Consider the following 25,970-nt stretch of genomic DNA (forward strand, 5'->3'; position numbering starts at 1 on the left):
GCACGGCGTGACGACTGATTGGTTGTGACATGCTTCTGTGTCGTTCGACAAGCGATATAAATCTACTGAGTAAGTACTTACTTAGCTTCAAATCGTGTCCGCACATACAGAGTCCACAAAACGGTGAATCCGAGAATCAGTGCGTTCGGAGCCTAAAACCAGCTATTCCGCGAGAATTGAGTCGATGTACACGTCGAGGGCGTCGCGGAGGCGGTCGCCGATGCCATCCATCCCGAGTGCGAGCGCGAATCCGGTGTAACCGTCCGTGGCCGAGAGGACGAACGCCGCCGTTCCTTCGGGGTCAACGTCACGGAAGACGTCCTGTTCGACGCCGTCGCGGACGATATCTGCGATGACGTCCAGCGTGTGACGTTCCATCCTGAGAAGTGGTTCCCGGAGCGTCTCGTTGTGCGGGGCGTGCGAGAGGAGTTCCATGACGGCGATGTTGACGCCAGCGGCCGCGTCGTCGGTCTCGTCAACGAGAAGGATATCGCAGACTGCGCGGAGTCGCGCTTCGGGACCGTCCGCGTCGATTTCGTCGAGACGGCGCGCGAGGTAATCAACGGACGTGTCGAGAAAGGCGACGATCATCTCGTCTTTCGAATCGTAGTAGTAGTAGAGACCGGCCTCGCTTTTTTCGCTCTCTGCGGCCACTTTCTTCGTCGTCAGTCGGGCGTAGCCGTGTTTGGCGAGCGCCTTGCGGACGGCGTGTGCAATCTGTGCTTTTTGTTCTGGAGGCACTGAATCAGCGGGCATCGAACTGAGTAAGTGTTCGCTCGCACGGGTACTTGTGTGCGTTGCTCCCCTTCGATGGAAGTACAGAACATCACGAGACCGAGAACGAGAGCGACGGATATCAGCGAACGCGGCCGCAGTGTCGCCGCCGCGTCGTCGCTATCGTCCGACAGAGGAGACTAACTCGCCGAGCGCCCGGCGTTTGATGAGCGCGAACCCGGCGAAGATAGAGACGAATCCGAGCGCGGTAAGCGGGTCGATGAGTTTCTCCAAGAACAGCCAACTCAGGAGCGTCGCGGAGACGGGTTCGAGATAGCCGATGAGGTTGATTTGCGTCGGGCCGAAGCGCGAGAGCAGTTCGAAGTAGATGAGGAACGCCGCCGCACCGCTGATGACCGCGAGGTAGACAAGCGAGCCAATCGCGGTTCCGGTCCACCGGATAGCCGCGAACGACTCGTTCGTCAGCATGCCAGTCAGGTGGAGCAACCCGGCGCCCAAGAGCATCGCCCACGCCTGCAACGTGCGGGCTGGGATGTCCGAGGAAAACGGTCGCGTCAGAACCGCTCCGAGTGCGAAACACGCGGAGGCGACGAAGATGATGCCGACACCGACCACGTCGCTGGAAAAGAGCGCGTTCGGGTCCGGTTGGGCGACGAGTCCGACTCCGACAAAGCCGAGTGCGAAGCCGACGAGACCGAGTTTCGAGATGTGGTCGCCGAAGAGTCCGGTTGCGAACAGGGCGGTGAGAACCGGGCCGAGACTGATGACGATGGATGCGACAGCACCCGGAACGTGTTCCTGTCCGAGATAGAGAAAGGCGTGGTGGCCGCCGATAAGGAGCGACCCCGCGATACCGACGAGCGCGAGGTCGGTTCGGGTTCGCGGCCGCCAGTAATCGGTCGAGACGACGGCGTATCCGAGGACGATAAGACCTGCCAAATAGTACCGAAGCGCGGCGAAGTGAAGCGGCGGGAAGTACGGGAGTCCAACCTCGATAGCGACGAACGAACTCCCCCAGAGCGTCCCGAGAAGCAGAAACAAGCCGCCGGCGACGCGGTTGTTCATCGACACCGCTCTGAGGGGCGGAGCCCGCACCGTTCACGTTTCGCCCGCGGTTCTCCGTGTTCCAGCCTCGTTGTAGTTTCGTCCAGCACGTGAGCATATCGTTACCATACAGTCGATAATAGTCGTTTTGTTCGGAGTACTCTGACCAAACGGATGTGTAATCGAAACCGACTTACATCGACCCACGGAGAACCTTCGCCGCGGTCAATACCGGGTCCCAGACGGGGCTGAACGGCGGGGCGTATCCAAGGTCGAGTCGCTCGACTTCTGCGACGGTTAATTCGGCGGCCAGCGCCGTTGCAACAGTGTCTATTCTGACGGCGGCGCGGTCGCTTCCGACGATGCTTCCGCCGAGCACTCGTTCGGTATCTCTGTCGGCGACGAGCGTCACCGTGGTCTCTGCGGAACCGGGATAGTACCCGGAACGAGAGCCAGCAGTGATTGTCTTCGAGACGGGGTCGAACCCGGCGTCTCGCGCCGCTTCGAGGTCGGTTAGACCGGTCCGTCCGCATTCGAGGTCGAACGCCTTCACGACTGACGTTTCGGCGACAGTTCCAACCGGTTCGGGGTCTCCGGCAACGGTCTGTCCGATGGCTCGTCCTGCCCGATTGGCGGGTAATCCGAGGGTATTCCACGTCGGAGCGCCGGTGACGGTGTGTTCGATTTCGGCGCAGTCGCCCGCCGCGTAGACGTGGTCGGCGCTGGTCTGGCCGTAGTCGTCGATTGCAATTGCGCCGGTCTCGCCGACATCGACTTGTTCGGAGACGAGTTCGACGTTCGGGCGGAGTCCGATACCGACCATAGCCGCATCGACTTCGAGTTCGTGTTCCGGACAGACGACAGCCTCGACGCGCCCCGCGTCGTCGCCTTGGAGTCGTTCGACTGGTTCGCCGAGGTGAAGCGTGACGCCCCGTTCTCGAAGATGCGTTTCGACCTTCTCGCCGACCGTTTCGCCGAAAGACTGGAGCACGTGGCCCGAGCGCTGAAACAGGTGTACGTCGAGATCGTAGGCCGAAAACGCCTCGGCCATCTCGACGCCGACGAAGCCGCCGCCGACGATTGCGACCGACGACGGCGACTCCATCGCGGCGAAGTGAGCCGCACGCGTCGCATCGACGAATTCGCCACCGCCGAGCGCCTCGACCGATGCGTCCGCCGGGTCGATGAGATACGCCCGGAGCGCCGCCGCGTCGTCGAGACCGTGGAGCGTGAACGCGCCGTCGAGTTCGACACCCTCGATGGGGTCCGACACCGCACGCGCACCCGTCGCAACCAGCAGGTCGCCGTACGGCTGTTCGAACTGTCCATCTGTCCCATCGACCGTGACGACTCGGTCGTCGGTATCGACCGCGACGACTTCGTGTTCGCGTCGGAGGTCGATACCGCGTTCTGTGGCCTGCTCGGGCGACAGCGAGAGGAGGTCGGTCAACTGCTCGACCTCGCCTTTCACGAAGTAGGGCGTTCCGCAGTGGGCGTACGAAACCCACCGACCTCTCTCGAAGACGATGACATCGCGGTCCGGGGCGGCGCGCGAAAACTTACTCGCGGCGGAGAGACCGGCGGCATCGCCGCCGACGACGACGAATGGTTCGGCAGACATTATAGACAGATGATACGGTCGCCGATACGTAATTTCCTCGGTGGGGTAGCGGCCGCGCACGGACGCACCACTGGTTGAATTGAAAACGCGGAGAATCGGGAGAGACTCGGTGACTCAGGAGTCGGATTCGCCGCGAGCCGCTTCGACTGCACCGACGAGCCACGCACTCACGTCCGGGGATTCACGGGCGACGTACGCGGCGAATCGGTACTGGCCCATCGCGTCGTTCGCCAGATACCTCGGGTCGTCGTCGAGCGCCCGTTCGAACGAATTGTCGCCGTCGGAGACGGGGTAGTCGATAGTCGAGAGCACCCGTCTCGTCAGTGATGGATGTACGTCAGCGGACCGCGCGGATTCGATGGCTTCGAGCGCGTCGAGTTTCGCGTCGCGGACCTCGGCCGCTGATTCGACCGCACCGAGGCGTCCGTCCTGAACGGCCGCGGTCGCCGCTTCGAAAGCGCGGTAGTTTCGTTCGGTCTCGTGGACGGCGAGCAACGCGGACGCAGGGCGGCCGTTTCGGAGTTCCTCGGACGCATCGTCGATAGGAGCGAAGATACCGCCGAACGTCTCCGAGAAAAGAGACTCGGCCGGCGTCCGTTCGAGGTCGCGGTCGAACTCGTCAAGAATCGCCGCTACACTGGTCGGAACGCCGTCTCCCTGGTCCGTGACGAACGAGACGAGCGACGACGCGGTCTGCTCGAATACGTCCGTGAAATCGGTCGGATCGGATAGCATCGACCAGTAGCTGTCGGTGATGTGTCGGGCGTTTTCGAGCGCGACGCGCGCGGATTCGAGGTCGCCAGCCAACTCCCCAACGGCCGGCGCGCCCGACTCGAAGCGTCTGGTTTCGTCCATGCTGTCGAGTCTGTTCGCACTCTTGGCGACGAAGTTCTCGACGCTGGCGTGAACGACGAGCGTCTGACTGGGGTCGTCACCGAAGTAGCGGTGTCCGAGCCAAAACGAGTGGAGAGCGTCACTGGTGGGCTTGCGTTCGGAAAGCACGTCGTCCGCCGTTCTGGTTCCGACCGCGGCCTCGTACGTTGCGAGCGCCGCCGCCGCATCCTGACAGGCACCCGTGAGCGACCGCATCGTTTCAAACGGCGTCTCGGCTTCCGCGGCCCATTCGAGACTTCGGAGAGCATCTGCTCGCCGTTCGGTGTAGGTGTTCCGAACCGCCTCGTTCGGAATCTCCACAGTGGACGCCGACTCGGGGGCTGAGTCGAGAAGCTCGCGGACGCGCGCCTCCAACTCGTCGAGGAACGCCTGCGAAATCCGTGCCGGGACGCGCTTGTTCACTGTCGGAGTTCCGAGAGCGACGGTCTCGCGGACTGTCGATGCGTCGAGGTCGAACGAGTCGTCACTCTCACCGCTCTCGTTGGGGCCGAGTACACCGGAACACCCGGCGAGACCCGCGAGACAGACAGTGCCGAGACCGGCGAGCGCGTCACGTCGCGTTCGGCGCATCGTTACGTCTCCTCCTCGTCGGCCGCCTCATCCTCGTCAGCGGTGCTCTCTTCGTCGGCCGTCCCAGTCGCGTCAGCCGCCTCCACTTCATCCTCGTCAGCCACACCCACCTCATCTTCATCGGCAGTCTCGGTCTGAAGCGACGGTGGGAGTCGGCAACTCGACCCGCGACTGTAGCCCCAACTAGTCTCGTCGGAGTCCGAGTTGGGAACCCGGATAATGGACGCGACGACGTGCATCGCATCGGTCGAGCACTCGACGGAAGCGTCCCGGATTACCGTACAGAATCGAAACCTGGCGAACTCGTCCGGCGGCGAAGCAACGTACAGCAACTTGATTTTGCGGCACGCGTCCACTCGGTGTTGGACGATAGCCAGACCCTCGTCTTGGAAGTTCGTCTCGTCGATGAACGCGCGAGCGTCGTCGATGCCCGCCGGTGTCGCCACGATATCGAGGTTCTTGCGGTCCTCGTTCGTCGTGAGCACGAACTCGTCGATGTCGTCGTCGTCAGCGTTGGCGTCGGCAGACCGGAAGATGGCTTCGTCTGCCTCGTGACGAATCGTGTGGCGGTCGTAGTCGGTGACGAGCGTGTCGGGGTCGGGTCCGTGTGGGGACGTTTCCCCGGAGTTGGATTCGGAACCGAAGCTTGCGCTCCCGTTCGCGCCGGAACAGCCGGCGAGTCCGGTGAGGAGGGCCGCCCCACTGGCGTGGAGAAGCTGTCTGCGAGTCGGCAGGGACATGTGTAGATTATTCAACTCGACTGCGATACAATGTTCCTTGTGATGTTCGCGGCCGACGGCGGTCGAATCGCGGGACATTTCCCCGGCGGCCGTGACGTTTCGACCGACAGATGCGAGAGGACGAGTTGGCGACCCGTGTGGTCGAACACTTCCGGGCGGCCTTCGACGACGTGGAGATACACCTCGAAGAGCCGTACAACCACTACGGAAACCGCGGCGTCGCCGACGTGTACGTCCGTGTGAGAGACCCCGAACCGGTCGATTACCTCATCGAACTCAAATCCGACGCGGCGGTCCGCCACGCCACCGGTGCGAACGAGATTCTCCGGCAGTACCGCCGTATGGAACGCTACTTCTACAAGGACGACGAGCATCGTATTCGGCCGAAGCTCGCCCGCGACGGTCCCGGCGTCCACGTACTGCTCTTGTTTGCACCCACCGAGCGGTGTGTTCAGCACGTGCGTGAACACGATTCGCTTTACGAATCTATCGACCCAGAAGCCGTCGTCGAAGACGTCGCGGCCGTTCGGAAAATCGCCTTTCTGACGAACCTCGATGGAGCGGCACTGGGAGAACTCAGTTTTATCTCGGTGAACGGCGGCGTCGAGTTCGGGTCAGCGGCGTTTTTAGAGTCTGTACCGAGCGGTTCACGGCTTTCGTCGGTGCTCGAAGACGCGTTCGAGGCGTCGTCCGGCTAGCGGACACGCTCATACACCCCCCGTTCGTAAGGGCATCCATGGGAAGGATACGGAAGTCGATTCGAATCCCGTTGGGCGACCTTCGCCAGCAGGTCGCAGACTCCATCGGTGTCGCCGCGTCGCTGGTCGATATCCACGGGATTCGACTCGCGGACGGGGCGCTCGAAGTCGAGGCGAGTTACCCCGACGGCGAAGACGTGCCGGCCGTCGAACTGTTCGTCACCGACCCCGAGGGGAACACGGAGTCCTACGTCACGGAGTTAGACGGGGCGAAGAACCTCCTCATCGCCGGCGAAGACGTGCTGGTCGAACTCGTGGACTACGACGCCGACCGCGGAGAGGTGTTCGTCTCGGTGAAACACCGGCAGGACGGCGAGATGGTGACTGTCCTCGGATGCGGCGAGCAGTGGGTCATCCCGGTCGAACACGACGGGGAAGAACAGTCCGTCCACTGTCGGATTCAAAGCGCAATCGAGCCGAAAGGCGACGAGGACTAGCGGTCGGTCACCATCGCGGAGTAGTGGCGACTCAAGCCGGGTTCGGACCGTGCGTTGCGTTATCCCTCGTACGCGACGTACGAGACGCAGTACCCCTCAGGTGCGACTTTCCCTTCCACAATCGCACAGGCACCGAGACCGTCGTCGTTCTTGTCCTCGATGTAGTATTGGCAGTTCGAACACTGCTGGCCCTCCTTCGGTTCGTCCTGGTAGGAGACGGCCTCTTGCGACGAGAGTCGTTCGGGGTTTCGCTCGTTGCCTCCGATTGCGGTCGCTGTCGCGTACGCTTCGGGGACGCCACCGGTCGAATCGGACGACTCGGTCGTCGTTGTCGCCGTGGTCGTCGTGGTCGCCTCGGTGTCCTGTCCGCCACCACCGGCACAACCGGCGAGACCGGCCATCGCCGCAGTTCCAGTGAGCCACATGAACCGTCGTCGTGTACGCTGGTCGTCTGCCATGGTCCGGTCTCAGGATGGAATAAACAAATCGAACATGATGGTTCTCAGTAGATAAGAATCGGACGGTGATTGACAAGCCCGTCACCCGGCGCAGTGAGTCGAATCAGACAAGGGTGACAGACGGTGCGAACCCGAAGAGAGAAGCGTTGAAAAACAGCGTGCAGGTGCTATTTCGACTCGTCCGGGCGAATCCGAGCGAGGCGCATCGCGTTGCCCGTCACGCCGAGGGTCATCCCGGCGTCGCCAGCGAGAACCGCGAGCGCGACCGTGACGTAGTTGAAGGGCACTCCGACCGCGAGGATGGCCTTGACCGCGAGCGACGCCCAGATGTTCTGCCGAATGACGTTGTTGCCGCGGTGGGAGAGTTCGTAGAGATACGGTAGTTTCGAGAGGTCGTCGGCCATGAGCGCGACGTCGGCTGTTTCGAGCGCCGTGTCGGTTCCGGCGGCACCCATGGCGACTCCGACCGTCGCGGTGGCGAGCGCCGGCGCGTCGTTGATACCGTCACCGACCATCGCAACCGACTCGTACTCGTCGAGGAGTCCTTCGACGGCGGTGACCTTGTCTTCGGGCAGGAGTCCCGCACGGAAGTCATCGACGCCGACCTGTTTGGCGATGGCGCGGGCCGTTCCCTCGTTGTCGCCGGTGAGCATGATGACAGAGAGACCGAACTCGTGGAGGCGTTCGACGGTCGCTTTGGCGTCCGGACGAACCTCGTCGGCGACGGCGACGATGCCTTCGAGTTCGTCTTTGGTGCCGACGAGGATGACGGTCTTGCCCTGTGCTTGCAGGCGCGGAATCGTGTCTTCGACGAGGTTGAGACAGCCCTGTCTGTCGCAGAGCGTGCGGACTTCTTCCGAGAGCGGGTTGGAGGCGTCTGTGACGTGGACGTGCCCGAGGTCGAATCCGAGTTCTTCGAAGAAGCCGGGCTTGCCGGCGAAGTGCGGGACGCCGTCGAGGTCGGCGCGGACGCCTTTACCGGTGATGCTCTCGAAGTCGTCGATGTCTCGGCTGGCGACGCCGTTCCCCTCGGCGTGGGAGACGATTGCCTCGCCGATGGGGTGTTCGCTTCGGGATTCGAGACCGCGAGCACAGCGGAGCACGTCGTCTTCTGTGTTGCCGTTGAACGGGACGGTGTCGGTGACGGTCAGTTCGCCCTTGGTCAGCGTGCCGGTCTTATCGACGGCGATGGCTTCGACGGCCCCCATCGCTTCGAGGTGTGTCCCGCCTTTGATGAGGACGCCGTTCCGGGCCGCCGAGGTGATGCCGGAGACGACGGAGACAGGCGTCGAGATGACGAACGCACAGGGGCACGCGAGGACGAGCATCGTGATGCCGTTGACGAACCACGTCACCCAGTCGAGACCGAACGCGAGTGGTGGAACGGCGGCAACACCGATTGCGACGACGACCATGAACGGTGTGTAGTACGACGAGAATCGCTCGACGAACTGTTCGCGTTCGGTCTTGTTCGCTTGTGCGTCTTCGACCATCGAGACGATGCGCGAGAGCGTGTCGTCGCCCGCGACGGACTCGACGCGGACTTCGAGATAGCCCGCCTCGTTGACGGTCCCGGCGTACACCTCGTCTCCCGGTTCCTTGTCAACGGGGACCGACTCGCCGGTAATCGGTGCCTGATTGACGGCGCTGTCGCCGGTGAGAACCGTCCCATCGACCGGGATTTTCTCGCCGGGTTTGACGACGACCACGTCGTCGAGTTCGAGTTCTTCGACCGGGACGACGGTTTCCGTGCCGTCGCGGCGGACCGTCGCCTCGTCGGGCGAGAGGTCCATCAACTCGCGGAGCGAGTTACGCGTTCGGTCCATCGAGTAGCGTTCGAGGAGTTCGGAGACGCTAAAGAGGAACGCGAGTGTCGCCGCCTCGAAGTAGAGGCTCGTCGGTCCCGAAATGAGACTCGCGGTGACGGCGCTGAGAATCGCAACCGACATGAGGAAGTCGATGTCGAGACTCCGGTTGCGCGCCGAGTAGTAACCGTTTCTGAGGATGGCGTGGCCGCCGATGGCGGCACCGACGATGTAGAGCACTTCGGCGAGCGTGAACGAGACGCCGACGACGGACGCGACGACGAGTTCCAGGCGCAGAAGATACTCCGCGGTGATACCTGCCGCGAGAACGCCGCCGCTAATCCACGTTTTTATCGCGCGCGTGCTTCGCCAGATGCTCGTCGGGTCGCTGTCGGCACGTCCACCCTCAGTTTCGGTCCCGCCGAGTTCGTCGGCATCGGTCCCGGTGACGTCGTAACCGGCGTTTTCGATAGCCGAGACGACGGTCGCCGGCCGAGTGTCGGCCGAGACGGTGACCACGGCTTTGCCCGTCGTCGGGCGCGTGTCGTAGTCGAGGACGCCTGCCGTGTCTGCAAGCGCGTTTTCGACTTTTCCCGCACAGGACGGACAGTCCATATCAGGGATAGAAAACGTGATTTTGCGGGTTTCGGGTTCGTCTTCGACGGCGTAGCCGGCACTCTCGATGCTCTCTTTGATGTCGCCGACGGTGGTCCGGTCTGGGTCGTACTCGACGACGAGGCGGCCGGTCGTCACCCGCGGGTCGATGTCGCCGACACCGTCGAGGCGGCGGACGCTCGATTCGACTTTTCCCGCACAGGACGGGCAGTCCATGTCCGGAACGCCGAACTCGGCGTGGGTCGCACCGCCGTCGACAGCAGTGCCAGAACCGCTGGTGGCGTCGGTCGATTCCGACCCGTCAGCGGCGTCGCACGCGCCGTCGCAACACTCATCTGGTGGTGTATCCGACTCCGCGCCGGCGTCGGAGTCGTACCCATCGTGTTCGCTCATATTCGACACTAGCAAGCGCCCAGTTAATAATCCACCTGTTACAAAACGGGTGTTTACTAATTCAAATTCACAACTCAAATCAACTTCGTTAATAACAAATTAGATGAACGGCGGCGTCGCGGTCGGGAGCGAAATGAGCCACAGGCTGATAATCGTGTAGAGAATCATGGCGGCGACGAACGGGAACTGGCTCCAAACCGCCTGCATCCGACTCGGGAACGTTCGGTACGCTTGGGAGTGTGCGACCCAGACGGCAAAGAGGTGCCCAAAGAGGATGAACACGATGTTTAGCGCGCCGAACCACGCCGGGAGGGTGAGAACGAGCGGGTTCGCGGGCGAAGAAAGCGGCGACATCAGCGCCTCGGCGAGCATCGGCGACAGCGAGATGAAAAAGCCGAAGTAGTGTGCGAGGTGGTAGCCCGCGGCGATGACGAGCAACGGAGGGGCGAACCGAACAGCGAGCGAGAGCGGCGTCTCGAACGTGTCGATTCGGCGGGCCGTCACCCGAGCCGCGAGGACGTAGAGACCGAAGAACACCCCGAATCCACCGAGGTAGAGCAGTCCGTAGACGACGAGGGGTGGCACGCCGACATCGACGGCGGCCCGGATAGCCGCGGCCCCCTGTTCGGTCGTGACGAAGCCGCTGAACGTCAGTTCCCAGACGAGAACGACCGTGACCGCGATGTCCGCGAGGTCAGTCATGTCGTCGTCGGTGACGAGTCGCATTCCCGGGAGGCGAACGGAGAGTCCGTCGTCGTCGAGTCGAATCGGCGCAACGCGGCCGTAGAAGTGCAGAAAGACCGAAACGGGGTCGATTCGGTCGAACCACGTGTCCGCGCCGACGAGAATCGCGCCGACGAGCGTGACGGCGGAGTAGCCGACGAGCGCGGTTGCGAGGGTCTTGGGGCGACTCGTGACGTTCGTCGCCGTTTCGACCCAGACGAGCGCGAGAATACCGAAGACGGCCGGCCATCGACCGAGTCTGTCGGGATACGAGACGAAGCCGTTGGGGACTACGGTGGCGACGGTCCGCCACGGGTTGAGCGCGCGCCACGTGTCCGCGACGAGGTACGTGAACATCGTGTATCCCGCGCGGAGACCGGCGAAGACGAGGATGATAGCAAAACTGACAGTCGGCACCTGCGGTCCGGTGTAGCCGAGATAGACGACGAGCGCGAGCAGTACGAGGCCGAGTAGACTGCCGGTGGCGCGAAACACGCTCACGAGGCTGTCGGAGAATCCAGTCGTGGTCCGCCACAGGTGGACGCGCTCGATGAATCGTCGGTCGGTGACGAAACTTGCGAGGAGTGCGGACGCGCCGACCGTCGCGCCGCCGGTGGCGAGATAGAGCCACCGCGGAACCGAGAGGTTATCTTGCGACGCGCCCGCGAGACCGACCGCGGCGTTGCTCGCGGCGACCGGGTCGGAAACGAGAGCGAGCACGCTGGTGAGAACTACGCCGAGACCGAATCGTCTGAGTGTCGTCGAGCGAATCATGATGCGTACATGATAAAGAGCATGAGGAAGCCGAAGTACAGCAAGACGAGCACGCCGAGCGCGCGAATTCGAAACGACTTCAGTTCGCGTTCCTCTTCGTAGTAGGCTTCGCGGTAGGCCTCAATCTCGGTCGCGTCGAGCGCATCGGGGTGTCGCGCGCCGCGGTGGAGAACCAAGAGGCGCGCTGTCGGGTAGGCCTCAGTGCACGTCTCGCAGAGGTGTCGGTCGCGTGGTGCGTCGGTATCTGTGGTCATCCGGGGTGGGTAAACGTTCGGTAGGTGCTGGTTCTGAACGGTGCTGTCGTATTCGGGGTCCGTGGTTAGCGTTCGAACTGCATCGTCTCGAACGACATGAACGCGGTCTCGTACCCGTCGTGGCGCGCCACCTGCGGGGGAACGTCAACGTCAAGCGAGACGGTGTCACCGAATTCGATGGCGTCTACGGCGATGCCGTAATGATATCCGAGTTCGGGGTCGAGCGTCCCACGGAGTCGTTTTCCGTCGATGACGGTCGTTCCATCTCGCTCGACAGTCGCGCGAACGCTCATCATCGGGAGGATGAACTCGTTGTACGGCGTCCGCGCGGAGACGCATAGGTATGAGCCGTCACCGTCGAGCCGCGAGCCATCTTCGACGACGAACGCGTCGAAGACGGCGTCACTGCTCGTCTGCCGGCCGAGATGCGTTCCTCCGAGGGACTCGACCGCGTTCGCCTTCCCGGTCGGGACGCCCATCATCTCCATCGCGGGAACGGCCCCGCGGGTGCCGGCCTCGTCACCGAGACGCTTGAGTTCGACATCGTAGAGCGTGTCGGTGTCGAACGAGAACTCGAAGGTCGCCGTCTCGGCGGACGCGAAGCGGTCGGCGAACGCTCCCGTCTTGTGGATGGAGGGACTGCCAATGTGGACGCGGGCCTCGTAGTCGCCCTCGCCGTCGAGCCTGTAGTTCGAACCGTAGTGCATTCCCATCTGCTGAGAGAGCATCGGGTAGGCGACGTCTTCGGCTACCAAGTCGCCGTCGCGGCGTACTTCGATTGTCAGGCCCGAGTCAATCGGTAGAACGGTCCCGGTCTCGTTGTCCCACAGCGACGCCATGAGGTGAAGCGAATCGTCGGATTCGACGACAGTTTTCTGCAGTTCAGACCCAGCGACGGTCCAAAACCGATGCGGATACGAGTACGTGAGTGCGACGCCGTATGGGCCGGCGGTCGTCTTGCCGTACATCTTCATCCCCTCGGTGATTGCGGGGAGATACACCGCGTCCGGCCTGTCCTCGACGAGTGGGGGGTCACGCCACGCAGACTGTCGTTCGAATCCACCGAGACACCCTGCGGTCGCGGTGAGTGCGCCAATTCCGAGCGTCTTGATGGCGTCGCGTCGTCTCATGTGAAGTACCCAACCTCGCGTCCGTGTCGAGGCGTTGTTGTGCTCGCTAACGGTCGAGTGGCAATGTCGGTTGCGTTTCCATATCGGCATTCGAGGCGTGGATTGCCGGCTTCTCAGCGCGCGGCTCTGCCACGTTACGTTTAACCGTCCACTTCGAAACGTCGCAATATGAACGACTCACCGCTCGATAGCCTCGACGCGAGAGCGATTGCATTCGCGTATCTCGTCTTTGGGGTCTGCGGGATATTCGGCGGTGAGGCACTCCTCTGGCTCGGTTTCGGAATTCCGGTGTCGCCGACGCTCGCGCTCGTGAAGGGACTCGCGTTGGTGGTCATTTCGAGCGCGTTCGTGGGGGGTCTTGTGGCGTGGAAAAACAAGCGAATCAACCGCCAACAGAGATCAGTTCGGTCGTCGTTGAATCAACTGCGGAGCGTCCTCGACGCGTCACCGGTTGCAATACTCGCAGTGACGCCGGATGGTCGGGTGACGCGCTGGAACGAAGCCGCCTCCGAGACGTTCGGCTGGGACCAACAGGAAGTCATCGGCGAGTTCCTCCCGACTATCGCCGACGACCGACGGTTCGAAGTCATCTCGCTCATCGAGCGGTCGATTACAGCGGACGGACTGTCCAACTACCCGGTCGAGCGTCAGCGCAAAGACGGTGAAATTCGGGAGTTTCGTCTCTCGACAGCGGTGGTCAGGGATGCCGATGGCGAGGCGTCGGAGGTCATCGGCGCCTTCGTCGATGTGACGGAACAAAAACAGCGGGAGCGTCGGCTTCGGGAGTTCGAGATGGCCGTCGAGCAGGCTGGACACGCGATTTATCTCACCAAGTCGGACGGAGAGATTACGTACGTAAACCCGGCGTTCGAGGCCATAACTGGCTACGAACGAGACGAGGCGGTCGGCAAAACGCCGGCAATACTCAACTCGGGCGAGATGGACGAAGCGTACTACGAGGAACTGTGGGAAACCATCGAGACCGGTTCGACGTGGCAAGAACAGATTACCGACCAGCGGAAGAGCGGCGAGTTGTACACGGCTATTCAAACTATCGCGTCGATAACGGAAGGCGACGAAGTGCTCGGCTACGTCGCAATCCAATCAGACATCACCGAGTCAGTGCTCACCCGACAGCGACTCGGCGTATTGAATCGAATGTTACGCCACAACCTCCGAAATAGGGTGAACGTCATCGAGGGGTACGCCGCAGTCATTCGGTCCGATGCGACCGATGAATCACTCATTGCCGCGGCGGACAACATTCTCAGCGCGTCGGCAGAGTTGGCCATAGTCGCCGACAAAGCACAGACGGTTGCAGACCTTCTCGAATCGGAGGGGACGGCTCGAAGAGTCACAGACATGGTCGCGGTCAGCGTAGACCACGCCGAATCCCAGTATCCCGATGCGACGGTGAGTTCGACCGTCGAGTCGGAGTGTTCGAGAGTCGTCGATAACCGTCTCCGCGTCGCCATCGACGAACTAGTCTCGAACGCGCTCGAACACGGCGGCGGGACGGTCCATATCGACGTCTTCCCGAGTTCGACCGACAGCACCAAACTCGTCGTTCGAGTGAGCGACGACGGTCCCGGACTCCCCCAGACAGAGTGGGAGGTTATCGAGCGCGGCGAAGAAACGCCGCTCGAACACGGAACCGGCATGGGCCTGTGGCTCGTAAACTGGGTCGTCACCAAGGTAGGCGGGAGTATGGCTCTCGAATCGTCGCATCTCGGCGGGGCGACCGTCGTCCTCGAAGTCCCTATTGTTGGTCCGGAAACGTTTGGTTCGCCGAAGAGTTCGGACGATTCTGGCGATTCAGGCGGGTCGAACGAGACAGACGATTCTGAGAGTTCAGACAGTACAGACGTGTCAAACGGTTCGGAACCCTCGGAATCGCCGTCTGGCAGGTGACTCACCCGGCACCGCGGTGTTTGCGCCGCGGTCAGGCGTCGAGGAGTTCGACGAGGTTCCCTTCGGGGTCGCGGACGAACACGATTCGCGTCCCGCTCGCCGTCGTCCGTGGCTCGCTGAGTGTCTCGACGCCCGGCGGGAACTCGTCGATGACGGCGTCCACATCGGGAACCGAGAGTCCGAGATGCGTCGCACCGGGTTGGTTGAGCGTCGAGTCCGGTCGGTCGTCGCCGACAGGGTTGTATTCGACGAGTTCGACGCGAACGTCGCCAGCGTCGAGGTGGGCGAAGCGACCCGTCGCGTCTGCAACATCGACGGCCGCGGCGAACGCCTCGCCGCCCACCTCGAATCGGTCGATGACCGAAAAGCCGAGGACGTCGCGGTAGAACTCGACCATCGGTTCGAGGTTTCGGACGGTGATACCGACGTGATGTGCGCTGAGCGAAGTCACGGTTTCTCTGCGTGTGCACGTGGTGAAAACCGCTTCGTTCGGGGTGACTCGGGAAGCACATTCGAGATGATGAATCGGACCGAGCAGTGACACGCTCCTCGGTATCGACGGGTTCGACGCGACGAGACCGTACCTCATAAGCCGTCTCGCGCGACGATATAGGATACGATGGAATCGACAGGAGCGCGATGCGAGGAGACACACACATGAGCGAGAAACTCGTCGAATCGCTTCCGGGGAGCGCCGTTCCCAAATCGTTCGTCGCCAAACTCGAATCCAACGAGGCCGTCCAACAGGCGATTGCCGTTCGGGGCTACAACATCGAACGAGACGGCGAGACGATTCAGCAGGCGTACCAACTGGCCGTGAACATCCGCGGGAAGTATATCCTCGGGCTACACCTCACGAACGGCGAGTGGCGCGTCGTCTTCGACACCCGCGAGCATCCCGAACTCGCACAGGAAGGTGCGCGAGCGGCCTACAAAGCGGTCCACGACGCGCTGTACGAGCGCGCGCCCTCGGACGCGAAAATCGACTTCGAATCGACGCCGCGATTCTGGCACGCACCGCAGTAGCGGTCTTCACCCGACTTTCGAGACATTCGTCGAAGCGTTAGTCAGCCGTCGCACTCGCGCGAATCTGATTAGAGCAACGAGGCCGGCCGAGTGAGTCGAGTCGGTTGGTACCGAAGACACCACCATGTCCGCAGATAAAATGGCTCGTTGAAGTCCGCAGTCATTGAGAGTTTGTCGAGGCGTGGTGCATACAGCGCGCGAATCGGTTAGTGGAACCTGCGAGCAAGTTCGTAGGCGACAGTAGCAGGCAGTGTGGTGACGAGAACGACGAAGACGATATCAGCAACAGTTGGGCCTGACTGTGTGTGCGAACTGTAGAACACTACCGCGATCACTGAAAGAACGCTAACAGCCGTCGCCGCATACTTCGGATTCGTTCATCTAATCAGCTCGCTGTTGGAGGACATATAATACTCTATTCATATTACGCATCTAATCTTTGTGGTCAACTGCTCTGTCCTACAGACGCTCAGTGATGCATACGTCCTCTGTCTGTGTCACACGGCTCCTATCAGGTGTTAAGGAATCAACAGAGCCGATGAAATTCGGACGGCTCGCAGACGGCGCGATTCGAGCCACGCTGGTATGGAGATGATAGAATTTTGGTATGGATAGCTGAAATCCTGAATGGTGGCGTTATATGGGTCCTAACCCTTCCGAATAGACCAGTAAGCCGACGCGAAATTAAATATATCCAGAACATATGGAGAACCAACAGGAACCGACACAGACGACCACTCCGCGTTCCGAATGGGTAGGGCGCGACGCGGGTCTCACCGTCGGTCCTGGATAGAACAATGGACATCAAGAAATTCCTCACAGACTCACGCGCAGTCTCACCAGTCATCGGCGTCATCCTGATGGTTGCAATCACCGTCATTCTCGCCGCCGTCATCGGCACGTTCGTCCTCGGTCTCGGCGACCAAATCGGCAACGCGGCACCACAGGCGAGTTTCAGTTTCGACTACGACGACTCCGCGAGCAAACTCACGATTACGCACGAAAGCGGGGACGCAATCGACGACGAACTCGTGAGCGTCAGCGGCGCCCTGAGCGACAGTTGGAACGAAGGCGACGACAAAATCCAAGCAGGTGACAGTGTCACTATCTCTGGTTCGCTCAGCGACGGCGACACTGTGCGTGTCGTCTGGACCTCCGAATCCGGCTCCAACTCTGCAACCCTGCAGAAGTACACGTACAACGCCTGAGGCCGCACGGCGGGACGCGCGAACAAGACCTTACTTTTCCGTATACGACGACAACTGAGCAACAGCATCGCTCAAGGGTGTCACAGCGCCGCGGTCCGTGACGAGTGAAATCCAATGTCAGCTGTAATTTATATCGTTGGAGAACGTTCTATGAATCAGAAGGTTCCGAGCGTCAGACACCAAAGCGTCGCTTCACATTTTTCGAACGACCGTCTGTCGCCCGACGTACCTCGGAGAAACCATGAACATTAAGAGAATCCTCACAGACTCACGCGCAGTCTCACCAGTCATCGGTGTCATCCTGATGGTTGCAATCACCGTCATCCTCGCCGCCGTCATCGGCACGTTCGTCCTCGGTCTCGGCGACCAAGTCGGCAACACCGCACCGCAGGCGAGTTTCAGTTTCGACTACGACGGAGCAAACACGGTGACGATTACCCACGAAAGCGGCGACGCGATCGACACAGACCTCGTTTCGGTTACCGGCAATGGTGTCGGTTCAGTTGGTTCGTGGACGGACGACACCATTAACGCCGGCGACAGCGTGGACGTCACCACTTCCAGTAACCCGCTGACCGGTGGGGAGACCATCCGGGTCGTCTGGACTTCCGAATCCGGTTCCAACTCTGCAACCCTGCAGAAGTGGACGTACAACGCCTAAGTTCGCACTCGGTGCGACAACCACCGAGTAGCGAACTCGGTTCAGGCGCTCGGTTTTATCGGTCTCACAGCCTCGGAGTGCCAACAGTACGCGGCACCGCAGGAATCGACGTCAGCCAACCTCAGCTCTCGGTAACGTTCTTATCAGAAGCCACAAAACCCGTGGGTATGCATCCCACGGCCCGACAGTTCGCCACGCAAGTACAGGAGGTTCACGGATTCGAGCCATCTATCGAGGAGTTCCCGGAAGGAACGAAGACGGCAGACGATGCGGCGGCGGCAATCGGATGCGACGTTGCCCAAATCGTCAAGAGCATCGTGATGCGCGTCGGCGACGAGACGGTTCTCGTCCTCACGAGCGGGGCCAACCGCGTGGACGAAACCGCGTTAGGTGCCGAATTCGGCGTCGAAGCCGACGCGGTTCGGAGCGCGACCGCTTCCGAAGTGAAAGACGCGACCGGCTGGAGCATCGGCGGAGTGCCGCCGACCTGTCACGCGACCGCCTGTCCGGTCCTCGCCGATCCGACGTTCGACGCCTCCGACGAGATATGGGCCGCCGCCGGAACTCCCGAAGCGGTGTTTCGACTCACACCCGAGACGTTGCGGACACTGGCCGACCCGCGGTTTGTAGACGTGTTCGAGTGACCGCAGTCGCCGGATTAGACACCACGATGTCCGCTGTTCGAGCGGTGGCCTTCACTCCGAATCGACCGTGACTATCCCCTTGATTACGTCGGGTTCTTGTGCCCGTTCGAATGCCGCGGTGAGGTCGTTCATCGGCATCTCGAAGTCGATGATGTCTTCCACCTCGACAGCACCCCGTTCGAGCAGTGAAATCGCGTCGGAGTACGTGTTTTTGAACCTGAACGACCCGCGCAGGTCGAGTTCCTTATCCACGAGTTCGTTCATCGAAATCGGGATGTCGTCGTCCTGTGTGAGTCCGATACAGACGATTGTTCCGCCGCGCCGAACCACGTCGGTCGTCGAGGTGATAGCCGCGGCCGCTCCCGATGCCTCGACGACGATATCGACACCGTTGTCGTCGGTCGCGGCGGCGACGGCATCGGATAGGTCCTCTTCGGCGACGTTCACTGTCGTCGTCGCACCCGCTTTTTCGGCGCGGGCGAGTTTCGACGGAACGACGTCGGAGACGATGATGTCACCAGCGCCGGCCGCACGGGCGGCTTTGAGCACCATCATTCCGATTGGTCCCGCGCCGGTGACGAGGACGCTATCTCCGAGACCGATTTCGCCTCGCCGAGTCGCGTGAATACCGACACTGAGCGGTTCGCAAAGCGCACCCGCGCGCGTCGAGACGGACGCCGGAAGTCGATACGCGAAGTCGGCGTCCCACGCCACAAACTCCGCGAACGCACCGTCGTCCGGCGGCGTAGCCATGAAGACGACCTCAGGACAGAGATTGTACGACCCCGTGCGGCACCGGACACATTCGCCGCACGGAACACCAGGTTCGAGGGCGACGCGGTCGCCGACGCTGAGATGCTCGACGTCACGTCCGACAGCGACCACCTCGCCGGCGCTCTCGTGGCCTAAAATGAGTGGGGACTCGACGACGTACTCGCCGATACGACCGTGTTGGAAGTAGTGGATGTCGGACCCGCAGATGCCGACGTGGTTCATTCGAACGAGAACCTCCTCCGCACCGGGACTGGGCCGTGGTCGTTGGCTATGCTCGAAGTTCGTGGGTTCGGTCAGTTCGACGATGTACATGGGACTGTCGAGTGTGCTCCGCACGCCTCGTCTACCATGTTCGACCGCGACGAGTAAGTAACGAGCGGCGCGAGAGACCGAGATTCGGGTCAAATAGAGACGCCACTACAGACTGGTCGTCGTCTCGAACGGGTCGGATAAACTCTCCTCTCGGAGAAATCAGTTACTGGATGTGGCCTTCGCGTCGGAGCTGGTCCGCGTCTTCGCCGGTGTATCGCCATTCGATGTTGGCTTTCTCATCCTGCCAGTCCCACGGTTCGACGAGCACGACGTCGCCCTCGTTGATCCACGTTCGGTACTTCATCCGACCGGGGATGCGCCCCATTCGGTTCTTTCCGTCCTCACAGCGGATTCGAACGTGGTTCCCACCGTTGTGCTCGGTGACGACTGCAAACAACTCGTTGTCGTTGGGCATTCGAAGGTTTCGACGCCCTTGATCTTCACTCACGTTCTTGCTCAGAGGCGAAGACGGATAACTTATCGGATACTCGTGATAGCATAACACATAAAATGGGAGGTGACGAGTTGCGTCGAACACCACTTTGTCCGCAGTACTGACGCGTCAATGTTGGAGGGGGAACGAGAGAACAAGCGAGAGATGAATTGTATTCAGCGATATATTCTGCGCTAATCTTCCGGGTTCTGAGGTTGTGATGCTGTTGTCTCGACAACTGTCTCACTGAAACAGCTGTGGGTGGGTGTGTATCTATCGTGCGTCGCTCAAACGAGCGACGCCATACCCGATAAGGACTCCTACTGAGATAACAATCAAATCAGAATTGACAGTCACCACACCAAACAGGCTCAAATAGTTGATAAGGAGGAAGAGTACGAATCCGAGTATAAGAGCGCTGAAGAGCGACACGACATCTTCTGTCTGAATCGTAGACATTATCTCAGGGATAACCGACTATCGTAAATACCTTTATATAACTACTGTTCAGAGTACCACACGTCTGTTTCAGGCGAGCGTTCGCCCTCTCCGATTCTGTTGACTGGCGAGGTCAGCGTCCAATCGAATGTTCCGCTTCGTGAAGCGACGAAATCTCTCGTAGATAACCTCTCGAATCACTCGAACCACCCGACCGTACCCCACTTTGACACCACCTTGTCCGCTGTTTTCGGAGTCTCGCTACGCGCGTACGACCAGCGGATGACGACGCTGGAGAGATTACGACGATACCACGAGATATGCTCGTCGAAGGTAGCTGAGGACGAGTTGCCGCCACCGGGGAGATGAGCCTTCGATGATAGTGTGGAACTTTCTTTCGAGTGGATATCCTCGCTGTAGTCCGGGGTTGGACTCCACGGCAACACCACTTTGTCCGCTGTTCTTGGTCTATTCGAAAGGGAGAATCGAACGCACCAAAGCAAAACTGAGAATACAGATACACGTGGAATTACAGCGGACATCGTGGTGTCCGACGCGAGGGGTAACGTACCGTTGGGAACACCATAGTGTCCGCGGTAATCTATCTATACGTTGCCTCACTCGTCGTACGAGAGTGAATCGTAAGTGCATTAGACGAAGTCGTCGAGCGTGCTCGTTTTCTCTCCGTCGAGGAACGGTTCGACCGTCTCGTGGACGCCGACGAGTTCGATTGTATCGCGCATCGCCGAGATGATGAGACTCACGTCCATATCAAGTGCGTATTCGCGGTACGTACCACCGCGGCGGCCCTCGTTGCGTTCCGTGACCGAGACGATACCGAGCATCGCAAGTTCGCTCAAGTGGTCTCGCATCCGACGCGGGACGAGCGGGTCGCGGTTGGCGAGTTCGGTAAACCTCGTGTATCGCGGTCGGACGTCGCGCGACCGAATTGGGGTCTCGTCTTCTAATTCGAGCGTTAGTAGCGAATAGAGTACCAAGTGTCCGTGCTCTGTTAACCCATTGATACCCTCTTTGATTCGACCGCGTTCGAGCGCGCGGCGACCGCGTTTGACGTGCGCTTCTTGGATACAGTCAGTGTCGTCGTCGCGGGCCAAATCGCCGGCTTTCATCAGCAGGTCGATAGACTGTCGGGCGTCACCAGCGTCTTTCGCGCCGTAAGCGGCACACAGCGGAATTACCTCGTCGGCGAGGACACCGTCCCGGAATGCAACGGTGGCCCGTTGTTCCAGAATCGCGCGAAGGTTCTTGGCATTGTACGCCGGGAAGTGAATTTCCTGTTCACACAGCGAACTTTTGACTTTCGGCGAGAGGTCGTCGCGGAACGAGAAGTCGTTCGAGATACCGATGAGACCGACTTTGGCGACGTCTAAGTTTCCATTCGCGCGTGCGCGTGGGAGTTGATAAAGAATGCTGTCGTCGTTGACGTGGTCGATTTCGTCGAGCACGATAATGATGGTTCCACCACAGTCGTCGAGTTCCTGCCACAGCATCTCGTAAACGGATCCGAGCGGGTACCCTGTCGTGCTGATTTGGTTCGATTCGGACCGGAATTCGTTGACGAGACGAGTAGCAATCTGATACGAACTCGTGAGTCCATCACAGTTCAAAAAGACGACCGTGAGGTGAATGTCGTCGTAGTGACTCGCATCCTCACGAAGGTGGCCGAGCAAGTACCGTGACGCCGCGGTTTTCCCGACACCAGTCTTACCGTAGAGGAAGATATTGTTCGGCTGTTCTCCATTGATAACCGGTTGGAGTGCTGCCTGAAACGTACGGAGTTCCTCGTCGCGCCCCACGAGTTCCTCGGGTTGGTAGTCTTCACGAAGAGCGTCTCGATCCCGATAGATTTCGGTATCGCGCTCGAATAGGGGCATACCCACACGATTTGGTCACATCGTTCATAAAACCACCGCGTCCGGAGTGTCCGCTGTTCTCGGATTTTAAATAGTAGGTGGGAGACACACCCCCTCCACTTTGTCCGCTGTTCTCGTCCTCGAAGGTAGACGGAGAAATAAGAACGAGTGAATAATTAGCAAAGATTTATATTACATACTGTAAAACCATATCCGTACTGGAGTAATAGAAATATGTCAGCGGTAGTGGTTTGTCGGTTTCCCACCGATGACTGGCAAACAACCGACACTAACTCCGACGTTTTTGAGGGGGGATACCGTTCCGACTCAAGAACAGCGGACAAAGTGGTGTGAGTGTTCCCGGTTCGAGTACCCGTTCCGAGGTAGTTTCGTCCCAATTACACCCTCGTCAATCACACCCTCGTGTTCCTACACGACCACACAGTCTTGGTCTGAGTACCAACGGTTCCGACTACGCTCGCTCGTTGCCTCGTTTTGTCTCTTAGCTATCGACTTCTCACACAGAACAGCGGACACCGTGGTGTCTGTGTCGTCACGTTTCGACGTCTCTTACCACCAACACCCCGGAATAACTACGGACACCGTGGTGTTCACGCCGAGAACAATAATTCTCCTCCTATTCGATTTGTTCGAACGACAGAATCCCTCTTTTTGGTCGTGTCTCCGCTCGATTACTGCGGACAAAGTGGTGTACTATCTCTCGTCGCGTGTCGATTCTCCGCTTCCTCTACTGACGTTTCTCGGTGAACCTCGATTAGTTGGTACACCGTCGTCGCACAATATTCGCTAGACACCACGATGTCCGCTGTTCTGTAAGGGCTGAAGCTTGGAGCGTCGAGTTACTGTTCGTCTCGGCTTTCGAGAATCGTCTCGACGATCTCGCTTGGATACGTCGAGGCAACGCGGACGAGCGCATCGTGAAATTCACGACCGGTCAAGTCACGGATATCGTGTTCCCGCCGGAGTAGTGATTCGACTTCGAACTCGGCGTCATCCATCTGGTCGAGCGTCGCATCCCGGACATAGACGCTCTTCGCGGTGGTCTCTTCGAACTCGAAGGCAGGTCCGCCTTCTAGTTTTGATTCTGGCTCTGGCTCTGGTTCTGGCTCTGGTTCTGGCTCTGATTCTGGTTCTGGTGTACCTTTTGGAGCCGCTTCGGTATCGTCCTCTGCGTCTGCGTCGCTCGTCGAATCTCTTTTTTGGGACTGCGAGTTGCTATCGGCGTTGCTACCTTCCGCGGACCCGATTTCGTCGTTCGGTTCGGACGTTTCGGCCTGTCCTGTACTGTCGGGTTCGGACGAGTTGCTATCCGATTCGGATTCGACTTCCGGTTCGGTGTCGTTCGGCGTCTCGGTATCACTGGATTCGCCGTCGGCAGTCACCTCGTCGGTTTCTTCAGTCCGCTTGACTTCTTCGATTTCTTCAGTCTCTTCGGTTTCTTGATCTGACTCTGTCCCGTCTTCGGACTCCATCACCTCACCGAGTCCGGCGAATCGGTTCTCCTTAGGCATCGTCTCGGCCTCCGCGTTCGACAATTTCTGCGAGTTCGTCTAACCGATCGAGCATATCGTTCTCAGGGTCGTACTCTCGAAGTGTCTTCCCGTCACGCCACGCGCGGCTGAAGGCGATTCGGTGTCTAATTCCAGGCCCTTTCGATTCGGGGTCTTCGAATAGGTCCGACTGCGCGAATCGTGGAATGAACTTCTGGAATGGCGACGATTCGAGGTCGCGGATGATTCGACGTTCTTCGTTATTTCCGGTGAGGTCGTTAGGGACGATTGCGAGAATGTCGAGATCGACCTCGCGTCGAATGGGTCCGATTTGTTGTTCGAACATCCGTTCGAAGCCGCTCACGCTGGGTTCGCTCATCAGCAGTGGAACGACGACGTTTCCGGTTCCGATGAGTGCCGCGTCGGAAAGCGGCCCGAGACTCGGCGGCGAGTCGATAACGATGTAGTCGTACGTCCCGTCGTCGAGTAGCGGATCAACGATGCGGCGGCGTACCCACAACACCCCGAACGTCGAGTTCCGAACGCGGTCTTCGATATCATCTAAATCGACGTGTGCGGGTAGGACGTCGAACCGCTCGCGGTCGTGGATGACCTCTCGCACGTCGATTGGGTCGTCGTCGGTCAACACGTCGCCGATGTTCGGGCTTGCCGACTCGTAGGCGTCTTTCAGTCCGACACCCTCAGTCGCGTTTCCCTGCTGGTCGAGGTCAACGAGGAGAACGTCGTTTTCTCGCGCCGCGAGTGCGTCCGCGAGATTGATCGCAATCGTGGTCTTCCCGACGCCACCTTTCTGGAGCGAGACGCTCACTGCTCGTGACATCTATCGGTCCTCCCATTGGGTGAAACTTCCACAATTTCTGCAATGTGTAGAGTGTGTCAACTGTCTATCTGGCGCAAACCGTGTCTGTATTGCGGACTGCGTAGGCATTTGGAGGTTCGAAATCACCTTCTTCGCGTTGGTACATAATTGTATCCACGACTTTTGAACAGTTGGAGATGTTAGGACTGTTAGAGATGTCTACAAATTCTAAAATTTGCATAATTCTCAAAATTCGGACCAGTCCCACAACTATTTTGTCTCAATACGGGTGCTTGTCTGTGTTCCAACTGTGGACTCTGTCTCCTGTGCGCACTGCCTTCCATGTTTACAACCTCTGGAGTGTTCACACACCTTCTACAGTCTAAAAATTTCACAATTTCTGAACGTTCTACACAGTCAAGTTCCCGTCTGGCACCCCACATTCCACGATTCCCACATAGATCAAAAATTGTAGAATTTTTCGCTGTCGGACCTTCGCTCGACCGCACGCACGGTAGAAAATTCTAAAATTTCTACAAATCCCGAAATCTGTGAATTGCTTACAACTCTTGAACATCTCTAAACCTCCGAAAATTTCTCACACTGCTAGCTTTCTGCGACTTTCACACACTACACGCTCTTCACACGTTTTGGACACTCTCAGAAGTGTTGCCATCGCTGTATTCGCCAATCCCGAAACCCCGACGTTCACGGGTTATAACAAAAAGATACTGCGGACAGAGTGGTGTTGTTGGGTCACCCCGTTCCGCCCTTCAATCAGTTGGCGAGCTTGTCCGCAAACTTCTCGCGGACTTTCTCGATTTTCGGACTCGCGTGGAACTGGCAGTACGCGTCGTTCGGGTTCTTCTCGAAGTAGTCTTGATGATACGGTTCGGCTTCGTAGAACGTCTCTAGCGGAGATAGCTCGGTTACGACATCGTCGTCGTACGCTTCGTCGAGCGCTTCGATGTAGGCGGCCGCCTGCCGTTTTTGGTCCGCATCGTGATGGAACACGACCGACCGATACTGCGTCCCGACGTCCGGCCCTTGACGGTTGAGTTGCGTCGGGTCGTGAACGGCGAAGAACACCTCCAATAACTCGTCGTACTCGACGACATCGGGGTCGTATTCGATTTGCACGACTTCGGCGTGGCCGGTCGTTCCAGAGCAAACCTGCTCGTAGGTCGGGTTTTCGACTTCCCCGCCAGCGTATCCTGACGTAACTTCGCCGATGCCGTCGAGTTCTTTGAACGCGGCTTCGACACACCAGAAACAGCCACCGCCGAACGTCGCCATTTGTGTACGTCCCATACTGCTGGTTACGCCGCGGACAAATTAAGCCCCGCGGCGGGGGCAGTCGAATCCGGTGTCGTCGTACAGGCGACCCACGTCTGAACCAACCCAAAA

24 protein-coding genes are annotated in these 25,970 nt (G+C 59.7%); 7 read left to right on the forward strand and 17 right to left on the reverse strand.

What is annotated here, in order from left to right:
- Positions 1-162: 162 nt before the first annotated feature.
- The 5 genes from C440_RS01870 to C440_RS01890 all read right to left on the reverse strand — a co-directional run bounded on the left by C440_RS01870 (position 163) and on the right by C440_RS01890 (position 5,604).
- The gene (locus C440_RS01870) at positions 163-756 is read right to left on the reverse strand and encodes a TetR/AcrR family transcriptional regulator (RefSeq protein ID WP_008317738.1); all 594 of its coding nucleotides are present in this window, start codon (positions 754-756) and stop codon (positions 163-165) included.
- 138 nt (positions 757-894) lie between these two features.
- On the reverse strand, positions 895-1,800 hold the full coding sequence (locus tag C440_RS01875; protein ID WP_008317739.1) for a DMT family transporter: 906 nt from the start codon (positions 1,798-1,800) through the stop codon (positions 895-897).
- A 172-nt stretch (positions 1,801-1,972) separates the two neighbouring features.
- A complete protein-coding gene (locus C440_RS01880; RefSeq protein WP_008317741.1) occupies positions 1,973-3,400 on the reverse strand; it encodes an FAD-dependent oxidoreductase in 1,428 nt (475 codons plus the stop codon).
- Between the two features lie 114 nt (positions 3,401-3,514).
- Positions 3,515-4,864 (reverse strand): hypothetical protein, encoded by a 1,350-nt coding sequence (locus C440_RS01885; RefSeq protein WP_008317743.1) that lies wholly within the window; start codon positions 4,862-4,864, stop codon positions 3,515-3,517.
- 2 nt (positions 4,865-4,866) lie between these two features.
- Positions 4,867-5,604: a hypothetical protein gene (locus tag C440_RS01890; RefSeq protein ID WP_241431974.1), complete on the reverse strand. Its 738-nt coding sequence runs from the start codon at positions 5,602-5,604 to the stop codon at positions 4,867-4,869.
- A 110-nt stretch (positions 5,605-5,714) separates the two neighbouring features.
- Here C440_RS01890 and C440_RS01895 point away from each other — a divergent pair, with 110 nt between their 5' ends.
- Together C440_RS01895 and C440_RS01900 are read left to right on the forward strand one after the other, a co-directional pair.
- Positions 5,715-6,302, forward strand: a complete 588-nt coding sequence (locus C440_RS01895) for a hypothetical protein (RefSeq protein ID WP_008317746.1) — start codon at positions 5,715-5,717, stop codon at positions 6,300-6,302.
- Between the two features lie 38 nt (positions 6,303-6,340).
- On the forward strand, positions 6,341-6,799 hold the full coding sequence (locus C440_RS01900) for a hypothetical protein (RefSeq protein WP_049915152.1): 459 nt from the start codon (positions 6,341-6,343) through the stop codon (positions 6,797-6,799).
- Between the two features lie 59 nt (positions 6,800-6,858).
- Here the strand turns inward: C440_RS01900 and C440_RS01905 are convergent, their stop codons facing one another.
- From C440_RS01905 to C440_RS01925, 5 genes are all read right to left on the reverse strand, one after another.
- Positions 6,859-7,257, reverse strand: a complete 399-nt coding sequence (locus C440_RS01905; RefSeq protein WP_049915154.1) for a high-potential iron-sulfur protein — start codon at positions 7,255-7,257, stop codon at positions 6,859-6,861.
- 167 nt (positions 7,258-7,424) lie between these two features.
- Positions 7,425-10,070, reverse strand: coding sequence for a heavy metal translocating P-type ATPase (locus C440_RS01910; RefSeq protein WP_008317752.1), 2,646 nt, complete (start codon positions 10,068-10,070; stop codon positions 7,425-7,427).
- A gap of 99 nt (positions 10,071-10,169) precedes the next feature.
- Complete coding sequence (locus C440_RS01915; RefSeq protein WP_008317753.1) at positions 10,170-11,567, reverse strand: hypothetical protein; 1,398 nt, start codon at positions 11,565-11,567, stop codon at positions 10,170-10,172.
- The gene (locus tag C440_RS01920; RefSeq protein WP_008317755.1) at positions 11,564-11,821 is read right to left on the reverse strand and encodes a hypothetical protein; all 258 of its coding nucleotides are present in this window, start codon (positions 11,819-11,821) and stop codon (positions 11,564-11,566) included. The genes C440_RS01915 and C440_RS01920 overlap by 4 nt, the downstream gene beginning before the upstream one ends.
- A gap of 65 nt (positions 11,822-11,886) precedes the next feature.
- Positions 11,887-12,951, reverse strand: coding sequence for an iron transporter (locus tag C440_RS01925; protein ID WP_008317756.1), 1,065 nt, complete (start codon positions 12,949-12,951; stop codon positions 11,887-11,889).
- A gap of 168 nt (positions 12,952-13,119) precedes the next feature.
- On the opposite strand from C440_RS01925, the gene C440_RS01930 reads away from it, so the two are divergent.
- On the forward strand, positions 13,120-14,862 hold the full coding sequence (locus tag C440_RS01930; RefSeq protein ID WP_008317758.1) for a PAS domain S-box protein: 1,743 nt from the start codon (positions 13,120-13,122) through the stop codon (positions 14,860-14,862).
- A gap of 31 nt (positions 14,863-14,893) precedes the next feature.
- Here the strand turns inward: C440_RS01930 and C440_RS01935 are convergent, their stop codons facing one another.
- Positions 14,894-15,313 carry a VOC family protein gene (locus tag C440_RS01935; RefSeq protein WP_049915155.1) on the reverse strand — a complete coding sequence of 140 codons (420 nt, stop codon included), beginning with the start codon at positions 15,311-15,313 and terminating at the stop codon, positions 14,894-14,896.
- A 206-nt stretch (positions 15,314-15,519) separates the two neighbouring features.
- Here C440_RS01935 and C440_RS01940 point away from each other — a divergent pair, with 206 nt between their 5' ends.
- From C440_RS01940 to C440_RS01955, 4 genes are all read left to right on the forward strand, one after another.
- Complete coding sequence (locus C440_RS01940; protein ID WP_049915216.1) at positions 15,520-15,888, forward strand: hypothetical protein; 369 nt, start codon at positions 15,520-15,522, stop codon at positions 15,886-15,888.
- Positions 15,889-16,685: 797 nt separating this feature from the next.
- Positions 16,686-17,096 carry a type IV pilin gene (locus C440_RS01945; RefSeq protein WP_008317765.1) on the forward strand — a complete coding sequence of 137 codons (411 nt, stop codon included), beginning with the start codon at positions 16,686-16,688 and terminating at the stop codon, positions 17,094-17,096.
- Between the two features lie 241 nt (positions 17,097-17,337).
- Entirely contained in the window at positions 17,338-17,757 is a 420-nt protein-coding gene (locus C440_RS01950) for a type IV pilin (protein WP_008317767.1), read from the forward strand.
- 167 nt (positions 17,758-17,924) lie between these two features.
- Positions 17,925-18,401 (forward strand): YbaK/EbsC family protein, encoded by a 477-nt coding sequence (locus C440_RS01955; RefSeq protein ID WP_008317768.1) that lies wholly within the window; start codon positions 17,925-17,927, stop codon positions 18,399-18,401.
- Positions 18,402-18,452: 51 nt separating this feature from the next.
- Here C440_RS01955 and C440_RS01960 read toward each other — a convergent pair whose 3' ends face one another.
- The 6 genes from C440_RS01960 to msrA form a co-directional block, all read right to left on the reverse strand.
- The gene (locus tag C440_RS01960; RefSeq protein ID WP_008317770.1) at positions 18,453-19,487 is read right to left on the reverse strand and encodes an NAD(P)-dependent alcohol dehydrogenase; all 1,035 of its coding nucleotides are present in this window, start codon (positions 19,485-19,487) and stop codon (positions 18,453-18,455) included.
- A 163-nt stretch (positions 19,488-19,650) separates the two neighbouring features.
- On the reverse strand, positions 19,651-19,935 hold the full coding sequence (gene eif1A / locus C440_RS01965) for a translation initiation factor eIF-1A (RefSeq protein WP_083893972.1): 285 nt from the start codon (positions 19,933-19,935) through the stop codon (positions 19,651-19,653).
- Between the two features lie 1,073 nt (positions 19,936-21,008).
- Positions 21,009-22,253, reverse strand: a complete 1,245-nt coding sequence (locus tag C440_RS01975; RefSeq protein WP_008317774.1) for an orc1/cdc6 family replication initiation protein — start codon at positions 22,251-22,253, stop codon at positions 21,009-21,011.
- Positions 22,254-23,092: 839 nt separating this feature from the next.
- Positions 23,093-23,764, reverse strand: a complete 672-nt coding sequence (locus C440_RS01980; RefSeq protein WP_049915157.1) for a hypothetical protein — start codon at positions 23,762-23,764, stop codon at positions 23,093-23,095.
- Complete coding sequence (locus tag C440_RS01985; RefSeq protein ID WP_049915158.1) at positions 23,757-24,584, reverse strand: ParA family protein; 828 nt, start codon at positions 24,582-24,584, stop codon at positions 23,757-23,759. Before C440_RS01985 ends, C440_RS01980 begins: the two co-directional genes overlap by 8 nt.
- 756 nt (positions 24,585-25,340) lie before the next feature.
- Positions 25,341-25,874, reverse strand: a complete 534-nt coding sequence (msrA, locus tag C440_RS01990) for a peptide-methionine (S)-S-oxide reductase MsrA (protein WP_049915160.1) — start codon at positions 25,872-25,874, stop codon at positions 25,341-25,343.
- Positions 25,875-25,970: the final 96 nt, after the last annotated feature.

Origin of the sequence: Haloferax mucosum ATCC BAA-1512 (assembly GCF_000337815.1) — an archaeon.
Classification (GTDB): domain Archaea; phylum Halobacteriota; class Halobacteria; order Halobacteriales; family Haloferacaceae; genus Haloferax; species Haloferax mucosum.